At 60.0% G+C, this 16,343-nt stretch carries 16 protein-coding genes, 1 pseudogene and 1 CRISPR repeat array (1 of these 18 only partly in view); of the genes and pseudogenes, 8 read left to right on the forward strand and 9 right to left on the reverse strand.

The features are described from left to right. Positions 1-464: a CRISPR direct-repeat array (repeat unit 25 nt; unit sequence CTTGCAATTCTCTTTTGAGTTGTTC) (it extends 2,719 nt beyond the left edge of the window). Positions 465-936: 472 nt separating this feature from the next. From HBUT_RS03755 to HBUT_RS03765, 3 genes are read right to left on the reverse strand one after another with little or no spacing between them, the layout of a single operon-like run. After that, positions 937-2,154, reverse strand: a complete 1,218-nt coding sequence (locus tag HBUT_RS03755; protein WP_011821890.1) for a PUA domain-containing protein — start codon at positions 2,152-2,154, stop codon at positions 937-939. Continuing rightward, positions 2,082-2,666, reverse strand: a complete 585-nt coding sequence (locus HBUT_RS03760) for an NOB1 family endonuclease (protein ID WP_228546789.1) — start codon at positions 2,664-2,666, stop codon at positions 2,082-2,084. Before HBUT_RS03760 ends, HBUT_RS03755 begins: the two co-directional genes overlap by 73 nt. Beyond that, entirely contained in the window at positions 2,600-3,412 is an 813-nt protein-coding gene (locus HBUT_RS03765) for an NAD(+)/NADH kinase (protein ID WP_011821892.1), read from the reverse strand. Before HBUT_RS03765 ends, HBUT_RS03760 begins: the two co-directional genes overlap by 67 nt. Between HBUT_RS03765 and HBUT_RS03770 the strand changes: the two genes are divergently transcribed. From HBUT_RS03770 to HBUT_RS03800, 7 genes are all read left to right on the forward strand, one after another. After that, positions 3,393-4,442, forward strand: coding sequence for a class I SAM-dependent methyltransferase (locus HBUT_RS03770; protein ID WP_011821893.1), 1,050 nt, complete (start codon positions 3,393-3,395; stop codon positions 4,440-4,442). The genes HBUT_RS03765 and HBUT_RS03770 overlap by 20 nt on opposite strands. A gap of 88 nt (positions 4,443-4,530) precedes the next feature. Then, the gene (locus tag HBUT_RS03775; RefSeq protein WP_153801381.1) at positions 4,531-4,716 is read left to right on the forward strand and encodes a hypothetical protein; all 186 of its coding nucleotides are present in this window, start codon (positions 4,531-4,533) and stop codon (positions 4,714-4,716) included. 129 nt (positions 4,717-4,845) lie between these two features. Further along, positions 4,846-6,015: a single-stranded-DNA-specific exonuclease RecJ family protein gene (locus HBUT_RS03780; RefSeq protein ID WP_011821894.1), complete on the forward strand. Its 1,170-nt coding sequence runs from the start codon at positions 4,846-4,848 to the stop codon at positions 6,013-6,015. Between the two features lie 247 nt (positions 6,016-6,262). Beyond that, the gene (locus HBUT_RS03785; RefSeq protein WP_048061445.1) at positions 6,263-7,231 is read left to right on the forward strand and encodes a hypothetical protein; all 969 of its coding nucleotides are present in this window, start codon (positions 6,263-6,265) and stop codon (positions 7,229-7,231) included. A 134-nt stretch (positions 7,232-7,365) separates the two neighbouring features. After that, positions 7,366-7,770: a hypothetical protein gene (locus HBUT_RS03790; protein ID WP_011821896.1), complete on the forward strand. Its 405-nt coding sequence runs from the start codon at positions 7,366-7,368 to the stop codon at positions 7,768-7,770. 326 nt (positions 7,771-8,096) lie between these two features. Continuing rightward, a complete protein-coding gene (locus HBUT_RS08885) occupies positions 8,097-8,846 on the forward strand; it encodes a hypothetical protein (protein ID WP_052287747.1) in 750 nt (249 codons plus the stop codon). Between the two features lie 40 nt (positions 8,847-8,886). Then, the gene (locus tag HBUT_RS03800; protein ID WP_011821898.1) at positions 8,887-9,891 is read left to right on the forward strand and encodes a methionine synthase; all 1,005 of its coding nucleotides are present in this window, start codon (positions 8,887-8,889) and stop codon (positions 9,889-9,891) included. A 172-nt stretch (positions 9,892-10,063) separates the two neighbouring features. Here the strand turns inward: HBUT_RS03800 and HBUT_RS03805 are convergent, their stop codons facing one another. Then, positions 10,064-10,795 carry a hypothetical protein gene (locus tag HBUT_RS03805; RefSeq protein WP_011821899.1) on the reverse strand — a complete coding sequence of 244 codons (732 nt, stop codon included), beginning with the start codon at positions 10,793-10,795 and terminating at the stop codon, positions 10,064-10,066. A gap of 598 nt (positions 10,796-11,393) precedes the next feature. Here HBUT_RS03805 and HBUT_RS03810 point away from each other — a divergent pair. Continuing rightward, positions 11,394-12,026, forward strand: a complete 633-nt coding sequence (locus HBUT_RS03810; protein WP_011821900.1) for a hypothetical protein — start codon at positions 11,394-11,396, stop codon at positions 12,024-12,026. 11 nt (positions 12,027-12,037) lie between these two features. Here the strand turns inward: HBUT_RS03810 and porB are convergent, their stop codons facing one another. The 5 genes and pseudogenes from porB to HBUT_RS03835 all read right to left on the reverse strand — a co-directional run bounded on the left by porB (position 12,038) and on the right by HBUT_RS03835 (position 15,963). Next, positions 12,038-12,946: a pyruvate synthase subunit PorB gene (gene porB / locus HBUT_RS03815; protein WP_011821901.1), complete on the reverse strand. Its 909-nt coding sequence runs from the start codon at positions 12,944-12,946 to the stop codon at positions 12,038-12,040. Between the two features lie 19 nt (positions 12,947-12,965). Next, on the reverse strand, positions 12,966-14,186 hold the full coding sequence (locus tag HBUT_RS03820) for a transketolase C-terminal domain-containing protein (RefSeq protein WP_011821902.1): 1,221 nt from the start codon (positions 14,184-14,186) through the stop codon (positions 12,966-12,968). Positions 14,187-14,195: 9 nt separating this feature from the next. After that, positions 14,196-14,457 (reverse strand): annotated as a pseudogene (locus HBUT_RS03825) (4Fe-4S binding protein). 90 nt (positions 14,458-14,547) lie between these two features. Next, complete coding sequence (locus HBUT_RS03830; RefSeq protein ID WP_011821904.1) at positions 14,548-15,174, reverse strand: 2-oxoacid:acceptor oxidoreductase family protein; 627 nt, start codon at positions 15,172-15,174, stop codon at positions 14,548-14,550. Between the two features lie 462 nt (positions 15,175-15,636). Then, the gene (locus HBUT_RS03835; RefSeq protein WP_048061447.1) at positions 15,637-15,963 is read right to left on the reverse strand and encodes a hypothetical protein; all 327 of its coding nucleotides are present in this window, start codon (positions 15,961-15,963) and stop codon (positions 15,637-15,639) included. Positions 15,964-16,343: the final 380 nt, after the last annotated feature.

Here is a 16,343-nt window from a genome sequence, read left to right on the forward strand (position 1 = left end):
GAGAAACGAGACAGACTACCCGCCAGCCAGGCTCTGGAGGCTTGCAATTCTCTTTTGAGTTGTTCACGTTAGAAACCCCGATGCAGCGATAAAGACACTGAGCCTTGCAATTCTCTTTTGAGTTGTTCGATATTCCACGTAGACCACCACGAGACAAGCATACCGTTCGCTTGCAATTCTCTTTTGAGTTGTTCCTACATCTCGCTGCGCTACAGCAGCAAGGACGAGGCGTCCACTTGCAATTCTCTTTTGAGTTGTTCAAGACCATGAGTGCACAACGATGCAGCAGTTCTACATAGTCTTCAATGACTTGCAATTCTCTTTTGAGTTGTTCGAAGAAGGTTGGCAACAAATGGAGGGGCGTTAAAGCCCTTGCTTGCAATTCTCTTTTGAGTTGTTCAGCAAGCTGAAGTTTAAACTCTGCAACGTGGAGAGCTGCCTTGCAATTCTCTTTTGAGTTGTTCTGCACTGTGGGGGTGTTGGGGTTTCTCTGTTGAGTTGGGGGTCCGGGTTTTCTCCCGGTTTTGTGGCTGTTTTATTTCTTTTGGTTTCCTGGGGGCGTACTTGTGGCTATGGATTTGGGGTTGGAATGTGTTCTCATGGATTTGTATGGGTTTGCATGGAGCAATGCAAGAACACTTGCAGTTCCGCCACGTGTATGTTCGCAAGAAGACATATATAGAATTGCAAGAAACTCTGACAGCAATGGACACCCACAACACAGGATAGGAGAACATAGTGGGACAAAACAACTAGCTGTAGGATGCGCGTTGTAAAGGGTTCTGGAACAGGTTTGCTATGTGTTGGGTTGGTGGTGTGTTTTGTGGGTGGGATTGCTGTGGTGGGTGTGTTGTGGGGGTTCAGTGCCCAAGGATTTCTTCATGCCCCCCTTTCTGTGGGGGTCTGGGGCCCATCAGTTCATCATGGGGTGTTGGGTTATGGTTTCTTGCGTAGGCGTGCTATGTAGTAGCCTGTTGTGCGGTGTACGTGTGGGTGGCTGCGCTGTGCGTACCATGCCTGGTTTAGGCCTCTGCTGAACCTGTGGTATTGTGGTTCCTCCGGGTTTAGGCCTAGCTTCTCTATGGCGTATTGTGTGTTTTCCTCGTTCTCCATTAGTGTCATGGTGCATGTTGAGTAGACTAGTACTCCGCCTGGCTTGAGCAGCTTGGCTGCTGCGCGGAGGAACTGGCGCTGGTACTCCGCGGTGTTGGCGACGTCTCGGAGTGTCTTACGGTCGTAGATCTTGGGGATTACGCCTAGGCTTGTGCATGGGGGGTCTAGGAGCACGTAGTCGGCGACCCCGCTGCCGAGGATGCGGTCGAGGTATCTGGAGTCAGCCCGTATGACCTCTATGCGGGTGTGGCCGAGCCGGCCTAGCTCCATTCTCATCCTCTCGGTCTTCCTGGCGGAGTGGTCTACGGCGATGATCCTTGCCTCGCCCCTTACTAGCTCGTAGATGTGGCTTGTCTTGCCTCCGGGGGCTGCGCACATGTCCACTATAACTGCTCCGGGCTCCGGGTCTAGGATCCTGGACGCGTACATGGAGGGGAGGCTTTGCTCGTAGATGACGCCCCGGCGCCACCACACGGTGTCCCGGAGGCTTGGCACCCGGTAGCGGGGCCGGACGTTGACCGCTACGAGGCCCCTCCCCTCCTCCATTGCACGGCGGTAGTCCTCGGCTAGCACGGCGTTGGCGACGGGTACGCCGTTCTCCGAGACTACTGTGACCTCTGCTCCGGGGTTGGCGCACGCCTCGTCCAGCGCTACGACGCCGGGGGCGTACACGTTCGCGCCCAGCATGATGCTCTCGGCGGCCCTCTTGTCGACCACTAGCCTGCACCCGGTGTCCCGGGGCTCCACGGGCCCCCGGACCGGGAGCCACAGGGCCTCCGGCAGCTCCTCGTCAGCATAGACTTCCAGGCCCTGGGCCCTCATCTCGTCGAGCACCGTGCCGGGGTCAGCCCGGAGCACGTTTACCCGGACGTAGTACCTGGCGGGGGGCTCCAGTATCGCCTGGAGCGCCGCGCTTAGGGCTCCGCCGTAGACCCTGCGCAGCTCCCGCAGCAGCCCAGCATCATAGTCTAGCTGGGGCGGCGCCCGGATGTCCTCCTGGATGTCCTCCTCCTGGATAGCGGGGTTCCGCACACGGGGCATACCCGTTCACCCGGCCTCCGGGACCGGTAGCCGCACGCTGGGCAGACAGCCTCGTAGTCCTCCACCCTGCTTATACCCCGTGTGCGGAGGCTCCGGTACTCCAGGCCGAGCAGCGCGGCCAGGTTCTGGACGCTATAGTCGTCAGTGACCACCACGACACGGCGGCCCTCCCCAGCCAGCTCGAGCGCCAGTGCCAGGACGCTGAGGTCGGTCCTGCTGAGCGAGACGTGGAGCCCGTGCCGCGCCGCGAGCTTCTCCACCCTGCGGATGCTCCCCGGGGAGGGGTCGCGGACCTCGACCCTGCCGAGGCTCAGCGCCAGCTCCAGGCCCTCCCTGCTAGACGGGTCCCGGACCTCGCCCAGGACGAGGCTCGTAGTGTACATCCTGCCCCTCGGCGCGTAGAGGGGCCACCTGGCTATGAACGCGGTCGTGTCGAGCACGTAGACTAGCTCCAGGGCGTCCTCAGCCTCCTCACCCCCCGGTACCGGGCTATCCTCACCGGCGGCCCGCACAGGCAAGCCCTCACCACGGCCCCGCGGGACAGCAGCTTCTCGTAGACACCATCCACTATCAGCTTGGCCGGCCTGGTCGCGTGTATAAGCTCTACCTCCACCCCCGGCCGCCCGGGAACCACCACGCTCCCATACCGCCGGTCTAGGGGGTTCACCGGGGTCAACACCACCGCGTCCAGGTCGAGGTAGAGGACGGGGCCGCCCGCGCTGTAGCTATAGGCGGTGCTCCCCATAGGCGTCGCAACTATGAGGCCGTCACCCTCAAGCCTCTCATACACCGTGTCGTCGCCGGCCCGAACCCTCACAACCAGTATCTTGGAGCCCGACCCCAGCACAGCGGCCTCGTTGAAAGCGTAGACCGGCACACCCTGCACCTCAACGTGGAGCCTCACCCGCTGCTCGACCTCAAAGTGCCCCGCAACGAAGTCCCCGATCCTGTCGAGGGCCTCTCCGGGCTCCTCGTCGAAGAAGAACGCCTTCCGGCCGAGCCTCACCAGGTGGAGCACCGGCGTCTTGGAGCCCAGGAGCTGGAGGAGCCGGAGCAGCGTACCGTCACCGCCAATCACCACGACGCCGTCCACGTCGTCGAATCGCACGTCGGTGCTGGGGCCCCCGACCAGCCCGGCTATCGAGGCATCGTAGAAGGCCTCCGCCCCCGCCTCCCTCAAGCGGCGGTAAGCCTCTCTAGCCAGCTCCAGCGCCTCCCTACGGTCGGGCCTCGCGTATATGGCGACCCTGCGGAGCAACCCAGGCCCACCAGGCAACTGCACGCTGCTAGTAACGGAGCCGAGATGCGGCGAGACCGTACGCGCCGAGCTGAAAAAGCATGGGCTACGGGCTAAGAACCTACGCCCCACCTCGCCGCCAGCCAGGGCCAGGCTACCAGCATTCCCCGTAGCGGATACAGGCTCCGCGAGGATGCTCAGGGAGGAGCTGCTATCAGCGTGCCGGGGCCTAGCCGAGCTCATCGAAGCCGAATGCCTCCACGTGGAGAGGGTGGAGCCGCCCGTCTCCTACGTCCTCGTAGGCCCGGTAGCCATCGTCTCGCTGGACGAGAGGGTGAGGGGCCGGGAGAGGGAGGTGGCAGAGCAGCTGCTCCGCATCCCCGGCGTCCGGGCCGTCTACGGTAAGGAGGCTACGGAGGGCGAGTACCGGGTCCAGCGCCTCGTACACCTCGCGGGCGAGAGGCTGGAAGAGGTTGTCTACCGCGAGCACGGCCTGGAGATCCCGATCCCCCTGGGCAGGGTCTACATCAACCCACGGCTAGCCACCGAGCACATGCGCGTCGCGGAGATGACAGCCGCGGACGACACCGTGCTGGACATGTTCGCCGGGTGGGGAGGCTTCCCACTAGTAATCAGCAAGCTGGGCAGGGCGAGGCTAGTAGTAGCGAACGACGCCAACCCCTGGGCCATAGCAACGCTTGCCAGGGCCCTGGAGAGGAACCGTGGGAAGCTGAAGACCCCGATAATCCCAGTGATGGCTGACGCGGCGCTGCTCCCAGAGCTGCTAAGGCCCGTGTTCACGAGGATAATCATGAACCTGCCACACAGCTCCAAGCAGTACCTACCCGCAGCACTGAAGCTCTGCAGCCCCAGGGGCTGCACCATCCACCTCTACACCGTGGCTTCGAGCCCCGAGGAGGCAGCTGAGGGGATCACGGTCGGCGAGGTAGCCAGGATCGTCAAGGTGTTGGACTACGCCCCGTACAAGTACATCTACCGTGTAGACTTGAAACTGGAGGGTAGAGAGAAGAACCCGTCTACGATAGGGTAAGTGGTGGGAGCGGGGCGGGGCCCTGGAAGCCATGCATGCCCAGCACAGCACCCCCAGGCCCTGGGCCGGGATCAGAAGGCTGCTCGAGATGATTCTACAGCCTCTCGAGCTCATGGGAGAGCTGGAGCGAAGGCTGCGCTGCATCAAGTGGGAGCAGGACTGCCGGTTCCTGGGCCGCAACTGTATAAGGTACAAGCTAACATGCAGCGACACCAAGCCTCTGGGCCAGCTGCTCCAAGAGCTACGGGACAGTGTTAGGGAGCTGCTACGCTAGCAGCACATCCCAGCCCTAAGCCAGTGCGACGACCTCCCGGTAGGCTGCGCCGAGGCCCAGGAAGGCCTAGCTCGGATTCCGACATTCTTCATGCAGATCGCATAGCTGTAGCAAGCAGCTCTGCCGGGCATGCCGGCTGGGGTGTCCCAGCGGGGATGTAGAGGCCGCAACCCCATAAACCGCCTAAGGGGGCTTGAAGTCCGGGTCCTCCTCCTCCTCCTCTCCTCGGGGAGCTATGCTCACCAGATAGTGCTGCTTCGGGGTGCCGCGCCGGTGGATGCTCTGGCCTGGTGTCGCAGCCTCCTCGATGGGCTTGGGGAGCCGCTGCTGGTGCACCACTGGGACGCTGATGGTATCGCATCGGCGGCGCTTCTCGAGAGGATCATGGGTTGGAGGAGGCGCCTAGTGCCCCGTATAGGCTTCTACAGCGCCGAGGCTGTTACGGGCCAGGCGCCGCTGAGGGGTGCCGCTGGGCTGGTCGTGGTGGACTATGGCGTGCCGCAGCACCTCCCCGCGGCTGCACAGGCCCTAGGCGCAACCAGTATTGTCTACATTGACCACCACCGCGCCGAGTGCCCCGGCGGCATAGCCTGCTGCAACCCGGTAGCCCTGGGGCTAGGCGGGGAGGACGAGTATCCCTCCACGAGCCTCCTCCTGGCATGGCTGCTCGGTGCTGGGCGGGAGCACCTCGACCTGGCCCTTGTAGGCCTTGTCAGCGACCTCCCAGGATTCACCGAGACACGGTGGGCCCAGCTGGTGGAGGAGCTGGAGAGGATGCAGGGGTTCGGGCTGGCCGAGCTGCTGAAGGCTGTGGAGGCTGTTGACTCCTGCTACCCCCTCCTAGACACGGCATGCATAGACCACGCGGTGGAGCTGCTGGCGGCGAAGGGCCTCGCAGCCGTTCTGGACGACCCGAGGCTCATGGAGGCTCGTAGGAGGTTCCGGGAACTGGTGGGGGAGGCGCTGCGGGATGCTGAGGCGAATGCTATACGGGAGGGAGCAGTGATAGCCACCGAGGTCGCGGTGGACGCGCTGGTGACACCAAAGGTTGGCCGCATATTAGCCAGGGAGCACCCCGACAGCGTGGTTATCGTACAGCACTGGATACCAAACCTCGGCAAGGGAATGGTGTACGTGAGGAGCCGGAAACACATGGTGGGCTGGATAGCCGCCAGGGCACGCGCCATGGGCTACGAGGCGGGGGGCAAGGACCGAGTAGCAGTCATACACTACTACCAACAGAGCCAGGGCGGGAAGATAGTCGAGGCCGTGACGAGAATGCTGAAGGACATCCTTTAGGCCCCGAAACCCCGGGAGTACTGCAGCACGCTAGGCTAAACCCTATGTAGCTCAGGCTCGTCCGCCCTGTGCGAGCAGCCCGGATCAGGATGGCGAGGGTTTAACCCCTGGGCGATGGGTTGCCGTGGGGTTGCTCCGCAGCCTGCCCTGCTGGGGGGCTGATTGGTTGTGTGTAACCCTTTTTTAGCTGGTTGTCTTGGCGTGTTGCGGGTGAGGCTTGATAGCTGGTTGGTAGGGGTGGATGGCTGTGGACGTGTTTGTGCTTGGCGGCTACTCGCGCGGCATTGGTGCACGGAAGGTTTTGAGGGAGTTTGAACGCGGTGGCGTGGGCTGGGGCGAGGCCGAGGCTGTTATCGGGCTTGAGGAGGCAATGCTTGTCGGTGTTCAGGCTGGTGCTGGGCTGACCTACGTGTCTGACCCTGCTCTGGCGTGGCACGACCTGCTCCGGCCCTTCGTTGAGGCCTGGCGTGGCGTTGCTGTGGGTGGTCTCGCGAGGTTCTTCGACAACAACTTCTTCTACCGTGTCCCGGTGTTTACGGGTAAGCCCGATCCGAAGTACTATGTGCTCGCTAAGCGTGCAGTATTCCTCTCAAAGATTGCCCCCCGCGGTGCCGGCGTGAAGGTCTTCATGCCCGGGCCGGTGACCTTCGCAGCTCTCTCCGATACCAGCGTGTTCGGCGGCATGGAGGAGGCTGCAAGGGAGATAGCACGCATCCTCGGCGAAGAGGCCAGGAGGGCCCTGGAGGCCGGCGCCTCCGTGGTGGAGGTCGCCGAGCCGTTGCTAGGCGATATCGATGCCAGGCCGGAGCACGCCGGGCTCCTCGTGGACCTCCTCTCCAAGTACTTCCCCGACCCCTCAAAGCTCATCGTATCAATCTACTACCACCCGCCCAGCAAGGAGGTAGCAAAGGAGCTAGCAGTGCTAAAGGCACAGTACCTCGCGCTAGACTACGCTGATAGGCCGGAGACCTTCCGCGAGGCAGTAAAGATCGCCTGCCCCGAGGGCCTAGCTGTGGGTGCCGTGGATGCCCGTAGCATCTATCTGGAGCCTGTGGAGAGGGTGGAGAAGGCCCTGCAGACAGCAAAGGAGCTATGCAGCCCGGATAGGCTAGCACTAACAACGACAGCACCACTAGACCTCATACCACAGCAGCACGCCATCGCGAAGACCAGGCACCTAGGCCACCTCGCGAGGAGGCTCGAGGAGGGAGCCTAGGCAGCCACTACCCCGCCGCCATCCCCACATCCATGCACCAGTGCCACTGCATAGTAGAGCCATCGTGTACAGGCTTGGGGGTGTACAGCAAAGCTTATACTATTCAATTCCCGATGGAGTATCTGGTGCAGGGTGTGGGCGGGCCCGCCTGCTTCGAGGGGAGCCTCGAGGAGCTAGCTAGGATGTACGGCCTGGAGCTCCCCAGCTCTGTTAGGGGCCGCGTTACCGTGGAGGGAGACTGCGGCCTCATGAATAGGCTGGGCCGCGAAATAGCCATGGTGTTCAGGGCGTTCCGAAGCCCTCTCAGCATGCTGAACCCTATGAACCTCTTTAGGCTCATGAGCGCCCTCCAGGAGTACCGGAGGCTGCTCAAAAGCTGCTGCTACGAGGAGAAGGGGCGTGAGACAATTGTACATGCAGTACTAGGCGATGAGCGCCACGTGCTCCGTGTAAGAGCCCTGCTTGATGCGGGTAGCCCGCTGGAGCTGACGGCGCTGCCCAGCCTCTCGAGCCTCTGCACGCGATGCAGCAGCGTATAGCCGGCATAGTAGCGCCGCGCATCCACCATGGCTCTACCGTGGGGCCTCCTTGCCCGGTGTTTTCGGCAGCCACCACCCGCCACAAGCTATATCGCCGAGCCGCTAGGCAGTTGCCCACGTCACCGCTGTAGCCCGTGACGCTCGGAGTGCTGCCCGCCGCGGAGCTAGTGTTCTCCGCGCATTTTATCAGTGATAAACTGTTTTAGAGGTGGGAAAGCTTGATTAGGCGTATTCGGGACTAGGTGCCGCCCAGCGTACAAGTGTACGCCGTGCCCCGCTGCGGGGCTGCAGGGTGCTCAGCAAGGCTAGCTGGGGTGGCTGCTGGGTTGGAGCTGTGGGCTGAGGTTTCGCCGTCGCGGAGCCGCAAGAAGCTCTCGCAGCTAGCCGGGAGGTTGCACGGCCTAGCCGACTATATCGACGTGCCTGACTCGCCTATGGGCATACCTGTCGCCCATGCTCTTGGCGTTGCCGGGTTTTTGGCGCTCCGCGGACTGCGCGTCGTCGCGAACATAAGGCTTGCAGACATTAACGCCAATGCTCTGCTCTCCCTCGCCGGCGCCGCCAGGCTCCTCGGCGTTCAAGGGCTCGTGCTTCTACAGGGCGACCCGCCGGTCTACGGTAAGCATGTCGGCCAGGTCTCAACAGAGTATGGCGTCAAGCTTCTCCGGGGCTGGGAGGGCGCTGAGGGGCTAAGGCTCGGCGTCATACTCAGCCTCGCGCGGGGCGACGAGGAGCTAGCGTCGAGGCTCAGCCTCCCCGTGGACTTCGTCCTCGCCACAAGGCTCTGGGAGCCGGGGCAGCTCGACCGGCCCCCGATACGGGAGGCCCGCCGGAGGGGCATCCGCGTCATACCCTACGTCGTGGTTGCCCCCGAGAACCGGGTGGGCGAGTTAGCCAAGCTCCTCAGTGGCCACCAGCCAGTCTTCACCGTGGAGGAGATGCTTGACTTTGTTCTCGGGCTCCGCGGCCTGGTAGACGGCGTTCTCGTCTCCTCCCCGCTCTCACACAGCCTCCTCGTAGAGGCCCTCCGGAGGCTACGTGAGGCACTAGGGCACCGGAGTAGAGGCACCGACTAAACCCCCCTGCATGCGGGGCTGAGGGTTGAGGGGCTAAGCCTTGGCCTACCGGGTGCCCCGCGCGTTCCCCGTAACCGTGGTGGGCAGCTACCCGAAGATGCCGGAGGCTCTGGAGGCTATCAAGCTCCGGAAGAAAGGCGTTATAGGCGAGGAGGAATTCCATGAACGGGTCAAACCCGCCATAAGGAGCGTTGTCGAGGACTACCTCGAGGCCGGCGTAGACATAATCAGCGACGGGGAGCAGAGCAGGGAGGACATGGTAGTATACTTCGCCGAGAGGATCCAGGGCTACGAGATAGGGGACTGGGTCCGCGTCTTCGACAACGAGTACTTCAGGAAGCCCGTGGTAACCGCAAGGCTCGAGTACGTCGCACCAATGGCTGTCATGGACTGGGAGTACGCCCAGAGCATCTCCCAGGGCCGCCCAGTAAAGGCGATCATCACCGGCCCCTACACTATGGCTGACTGGAGCTTCGACCTACACTACGGCGACCGGCGCGAGCTGGTACTGGAGCTTGCAAAGGTGCTCCGGAGGGAGATAGAGGAGTTCGTCCGGAGGGGCGCCCAGTACATCCAAGTCGACGAGCCCGCCCTCCCCGCCAGGCCCCGCAAGGAGGAGGCTGAACTGGTGAAGGAGGCGCTCGAGATACTCTTCAAGGGTGTCGAGGCGAAGAAGATAATCCACATCTGCTACGGCAGGATCGAGAAGCTGATACCATACATCCTCGAGTTCCCCGTGGACCAGGTAGACTTCGAGTTCAAGAACTCTGACTTCAAGCTACTACCATACCTCAAAGAGTACGGTTTCGACAAGGAGCTAGGCTACGGCGTGATAGACGTCCACTCAACCCGCGTAGAAACCGTGGACGAGATCGTAGCCGACGTCGAGCGCCTAATGAAGCTCGACATACTCCCACCAGAGAAGATCTACCTAGACCCAGACTGTGGCCTCAAACGCCTCCCAAGAGAGATCGCCAAGGCCAAGCTGAAGAACCTAGCAGAGGCGGCAAGGAGGCTACGGAAAGCATACGGCTACGAGGACTAATACATGGTATAACAACTAGCTGCAATCCTCTTTCAACTCTTCAGGCCAGCAAGGAATTCCGCAAGAAGCTACCCTGTTTCTGCCAAGAACCCCCAGCGGTGCTGGGCCGGAACCTCCTACTACAGGGAGGCGCATCCCTAGGCTGTGGAGATAAAAGTATGCGCTAAAGGCTTTAGGCGGATTCTGCGGCTTCAACTAGGACGAGTATTTTGGAGTCATTCTGCCCTCTTTCAGCTAGCATTCTCCTCATAGCGTCCCTTGATCCTTCAAGCGAGAATAGGCCCCTTATCTCGGCGCGGCTTTTTAGTGCGAGGTTTACCGCAGCCTCGATTAGCGATTGGTTCTCCGTGGTAGCTGCTACGATTAGCACCTTAGACTTTCTAGGTATGCAGGAGCGTGGTATGGCAGCTACATCTAGCATGTTTGGGGCTGGCATGTATACCTCCACAAGGCTGTTGCCTGGCGGGAACATGCGTACGGGTATGCACAGTCTAGCCCTCAAATACGCAGCTATAATCGACCCCAACGCTATAGAGTAGGGATCGGGGGCGGGGAGCACCACATCTATCCTATTCTTCTTAAACTCGTTAACGATTTTTAATGCGGCAAGCTCGAGTATGCCGGGGTTCCTGAAGATCTCCCATAGCTCCCACTTACCTGTAATGGTCTTTGAGACGGCCTTCTCTATTAGTTTCAGCTCATTTATTTTCGCGATTATCTTTTGTGCTGTCTCTTTCTCGGGTGTTACTCTCAACGTGGTATATCTCCACAATACTTGGGATGGTATGTTTAGCATTTTCTCTAGCTCTTTAAAAGAGTAGAAGAACTTCAGTATCCGAAGCAGGTTAAACATTATGAACTTAGGGTTCTTTGCAATCTCTTCCTCAGCTATCTTATCAGACAAACTCCCACACCCTCACCAGCACCCTAAGCAATGACGGGGTTAAAACAAGGTTCAACGATGCACGTACAAGTAGCATATAGTACAATACAACTCCACCTACCAGGTGTAGCATCACAACATGCTACTCCAAGCTAGGCGCCTCGATCTAGCCACAACATTGTAGTGATACACGCTAGGATATAGCGCTCCAGTAGACATAGAGAAATCCGGCCGAGAGGCAGGTGGGCAGAATGGCAAAGGGCAGAAAAGAGGGCAAGAAGGGAAAGGGTAAGAAGCAGGAGCAGCAGCAGGGTAGTTAGATCCCTAAGGGTAACTGGTGGCTGAGACAGCTACACCAGGCCTAGGAGGTTTTTAAGGCGAATTATTCTCTATGCATGCGGGTCTCCCAGCGCTTCGAGCTGTTGACCGCAGGAGGGCTGGTACCACTAAACAATAAATGGTCTGGCACTGCGTCGTAGCGGAAACCTAGCTAGATGCTGGGCCGGGATGGTATCCTTATTAGTTTGGCTAGGCTTGCTTCTGCTCCGAGTACACGGGTACTAGGGAGCTACGCCATAGTGTTGCTGTTTACGATGCCTTGCATGGAGTGTGTAGGGGTATGGTTATCCGTGTACTGTATTTTGCTTCCGGAGACCTGGCTTATGGTGGTAAGCTTCACGGCCTAATGGCTGGCAGCATTTTTGCTGGTAGAATATCTGCTGTAGGGCTTGAGCTGCGTGACTGTAGCGTGCTGCTGCCGGGCAGTGGACGCCGTGACGCTAGGCTTAGCGGCGAAGCATACTATATTGATGCCTGGCGGCTCAGCGAACTCGACAGCAGGCTTGAAGGTTTTGGCGCACGCCGCGCAACAGTACGTGTAGAGCATGGCGATGTCGTGCTCAACGCGGAGACGCACCTAGCCGAGGACTGCAGGCCCGCCACAGACACAGCGGCTGGGCGGGGGTGGGTTCGTCTCCTCCTCGTGCTTCCGCCCAGGGCTCCGCCACCCGTGCAGCCCATGGCTGTCTACCTGGCTGATATTGCTGGCGTATCGCTCTGTAGCAGTGCTAGCCGCCTCCTCTGCCGTGGAGGCAGTATCGAGAATGCTGCCATGGCTGATGTCTATGTCGAGCTTGGCAGGCTAGCTGACTGGCTCGAAGAACTTGGCGGGGAGCCTGTACAGGTGACGGGTAGGATGAAGCCGCTCGACTTGACCGTGTTCGCGGTTGCGCCAGTGGCGAAAAAAGTGTAGTGTGTGGTGGCCTACTTTAGGTCTCCCTGTGCCTTCAGTATCGCTATTATCTCCTGCCAGTTCCTCTCAATATCCTCCTTGAACCTCTGTACGTCCTCTGGCTTGAAGTGGCGGAAGCGGCCCTGCAGCTTGAGGTACTCCTCCACCGGCTTCCTCTTCGACGGGTCTATGAGCTTGTTGCTTGGCGGGTTGAGTTTGAGCCTGCCGTTCTCGTACTCGTAGAGTATCCAGGCGCCCGTCTCCACTGCTAGCTTTGCTATGTGGACTGTTAGCCCGGGGTCGAATCTCCAGCCCACCGGGCACGGGGCGTGGAGGTGTATGTACTTGAAGCCACGGATGCTCGCCGCCTTCCTCAGCTTTGCTATGAAGTCCCATGGATAGCCAACACTCGCCGTGGCTACGTATGGCACCCTATGCGCAGCTACTATCTGGGGCATCGGCTTCTTCGACTCCCGCTTGCCGGTGTGGGTCGTGGTTGTCCAGGCGCCATAGGGTGTCAAGCCGCTCCTCTGGATGCCAGTGTTCATGTAGGCCTCGTTGTCCACACAGATGTATATGATGTCCTCGCCCCTCTCCGCCGCAGCGCTAAGCGCCTGGAAGCCTATGTCGGCCGTGCCGCCGTCGCCAGCCCACACCACCACCTGGGCATCGACGCCTCTCCTCTTCAGTGCGCGGGAGAGCCCGCTGGCTGTGGCAGCACTAGCGGCGAAGACTATGTTTAGTATCGGCATATTCGTTGCCTGCTTTGGTCCGAGGCCCTGGATGACGGATGTGCAGCCTGCTGGGACGACCAGGACAGCCTTCTCGCCCAGGGCCATGCCGAGGAAGCGTAGCCCCATAGCCTCTGGGCAGCCGGGGCACGCCGCTGTACCTGGCAGCACATACCTCTTCTTGGGTAGCGTCCTCAAGTTAACAGCCACGCGGGTTCACCTCCACACTCTAGGCCTTTGGGAAGGGTAAAACCTCCTCGCCGTGCATGATTGGGTAGAACTTGCCTAGGTGGTACCAGAGCGATGGTATGTAGACCCGGCCCTTCTCCTCGACCTCCGCTAAAGCCTTTTCGACAATAGCAGCTATGTCCTCGTATGATATGTCTACGCCGCCGACGCCTGCAGGCACACCTATCATGCTGGGCTTGGCTTCTAGGGCCGCGCTAAGCTCTAGGAATAGCGGGCCCGTCTGGCCGAAGGATACGCTGCGGTCCAGGACTATCACAGCCTTCTTCGATATCGCTGCCTCTCTCACCTCCTCCCAGGGGAACGGCCTCACCCAACGCAGCCGGAGTACGCCGGCACGGATACCCTTCTCCCGTAGCATGTCCGCTGCTATCTTGGCGTCACCCATCCAGGAGCCCATGCCAGCGATTATGTAGTCGGCGTCCTCGCACCGGTAGCACTCCACCAGTTTGTCGTAGTACCTGCCGGTGAGCTTGCCATACTCCCTGCCGACCTCAGCTATAACCTTCTTCGCCTCTAGCATGCTGCGGTGCATGTCCATCCTCATCTCCTCGAATGTCTCGTCGGGGAATATGTTGCCCATCGCAATCGGCTTACCGGGCTCCATGGTGTATGGCTGCCTCCTGGGCGGCAGGAACGCGTCAACAGTCTCCTGGTCGGGCAGCTCCACGGGCTCCACGGTGTGGCTGAGTATGAAGCCGTCAAGACCCACTATGCCTGGCAGGTAGACCCGCGGGTCCTCGGTGACACGGAACATTATTATCGTGAGGTCGAATACCTCCTGGTTGTTCTCGCTCATCGATATTAGCCAGCCAGTATCCCTCGTAGCGAGGATGTCCGCGTGCTCAACATGGATGTTCCATGGCGGGCCTATGGCCCTGGTTACGACGGCCATTACCACGGGTATCCTGCTTGCAGCTGCCCACCAGAGCATCTCGTACATGTACATTAGGCCGTGGCTGGACGTTGCAGTGAACGCTCTAACACCACCCACGGCTGCGCCGTAGGTTGCTGCTAGGGCGCTGTGCTCGCTCTCCACGTGTATCATCTCGGCGTCCATCTCACCCTTCGCTATTAGCTCATCTATCTTCTCCACGATGATGGTCTGCGGCGTGATAGGGTATGCTGCGACGACTTCAACGCGGGCGTATTTTACTGCATAGGCTACAGCGTCGTTGCCACGCATAGCCATGAGCCTACCCATAGCCAGGGATCACCCCTGCTCCTGCATCTTCTTGAGGAACTCCTCCTCGGAAACCATGCTTATGGCCTTCACGGGGCAGACCTGGGCGCATACACCGCAGCCCTTACAGTACTCGTAGTCTATCACGGGAATGTCCTGGCCTCGCGGCCCCCTCCCCGCAGCCATCTCTATCACGTGCTCGGGGCAGTAGAGCCAACACATGTAACAGCCAAACACACTTCTCAACGTTTACTACTGGTCTCTCAGTCCTCCACGTACCAGTCCTACCCATGGCACCCGGCGAGCCCGTTGAGAGGGGCAGCGGGTGCCCCGCCGGATCCACCACGGCTACGAGCCCACTCCTGCGGGCCCCGGACACGGCCTAGGCCACCTCCCTCCCCGCGAGCTGGACCATGCGTGTCTCCTCGTAGGCCCTCCTCGCCGCCTCAGCGTTCGCCTCGGCGATCTTTGGACTAGAGCTCCAGTACGACTTTATCGCCTCGACTACAGAGTCTATGGAGACGAGGCCCGTAGCCCTCGCCAGGGCGCCGAGCATCGCTGTATTCACCACCGGCCATCCGGCCACGACCAGGCCTAGCTCCTTGGCGATACGGGTAGCGTTAACGTAGTAGAGCGTGGCGTGCACACCCAGATCCACGGGCTCGGGGAGATTCGCTACTATCTTGCCGCCGGGCTGGAACCCGGAGAGGACCCGGTCCCTCTCAATGGCGAGCAGGCCGGGATCAAGCACTACTAGGACCTGGGGCTTCCGCACCATGCTGTGCAGCGGCACCGGCCCTGGAGCTATCCTGGCAAATGCTAGTACGTGGGCTCCACGCCTCTCAGCACCAAAGCTGGGTATCGCTTGGCCCCACTTACCCTCAACAAGAGCTGCCTGAACCAGCAGTGTTGCAGCGGTAACAGCGCCCTGCCCGCCACGCCCATGGAACCGCAGCTCCAAGGTTTCCCTCAGAACCGGGATGTAGGAGGCACCCTCTGCGCGTTGCAACCTGGACACGCTCTCCCAAGAAGATATTCCATTCATGATGGAACATTTTATACATAGCTAAATGCATAACAGAACTGTTACCAGGGTGGCCCGTCAGTACCACGACTAGCCATCTTGCAACTCCTCCCGCTGTATGCCATAGGCCCTCTACAGACCACAGCGCCCGGCTAGCAGCTTGCAAATACGAGCTGAGACTTCACGCCATACTGTGGCATGCGAGCCCCAGCCGAGGCAGCAGCGTGAAAGCCAACGCCACACATCCCATACGCAAACAGCAGCATCCAGCAGCTATGCCAGCTGCGAGGAAGCTACACCCTCACCAACCATAACTATCCAGAATCCCAGCTAGATAACAGGCGACTATGGGCGAAAGCCGTGGCCGCGCAGAGCAGTATAGCCGAAGAACCTGCTAGCCCCTACAAGCTACCACGTTGACAGTGCATGTGTGCTCGTCAAGATATACTACGTAGTCGACGCTCCTGCACGCCTTGTCGGTATGGCTTGGCACGAATCTTGCCCTTTACCGGCAGCCCTTAACACGCCAACAAGGGCTTCCATGTGTACAGAGTATGTAAGCAGGGGCTTCCCTTCACACCTGGCCAGCTCAAGCCTACATCCATTGTCTTCGCAGCGTAGATTCTTGAAGATCTGGAATGGGTGACGCTGCACACCATCAGGGCTGAGTAGGAAAACCCCGAGCAGCTCCTCGAGAGACAGCTCCTCCGGCTTAAACCCGGCCATAGCGCCGAACGTTCTAAAGCCCCGCTCCGCCCCCGCCTCAGCTATCATGGCCGCCAGCAGCGCAGCCCGCCTCTAACCTACAATTCTCGCAAGACTCTCAGGCAAATCACGTGTTAGAATGGAAATAGCCATCTCTATCAATCCACGGGAAACAGCCTCCACATTATCTATAAACTGCGCCATAAACGACGCCTCCCCTGGCTGGAGAGTAACACAGAGGAGGGCTGCAAGTAAGCCACTACATATGCCCACCTGTATATTCCCACTTACATGTTTTGCATAGTGTATGGAAACTATTGCCAAACCCATCCCAGGGAGAAATTGAGCAAGAAGAAGGCTGCCCCGTCACACAGCTCTGCCCCAACCCCATTTATCATAACCGTGTAGCACATACTCCGACATCCATACGTGGCGGTAGTATTCGACCT

It is taken from the genome of Hyperthermus butylicus DSM 5456, assembly GCF_000015145.1.
GTDB lineage: Archaea > Thermoproteota > Thermoprotei_A > Sulfolobales > Pyrodictiaceae > Hyperthermus > Hyperthermus butylicus.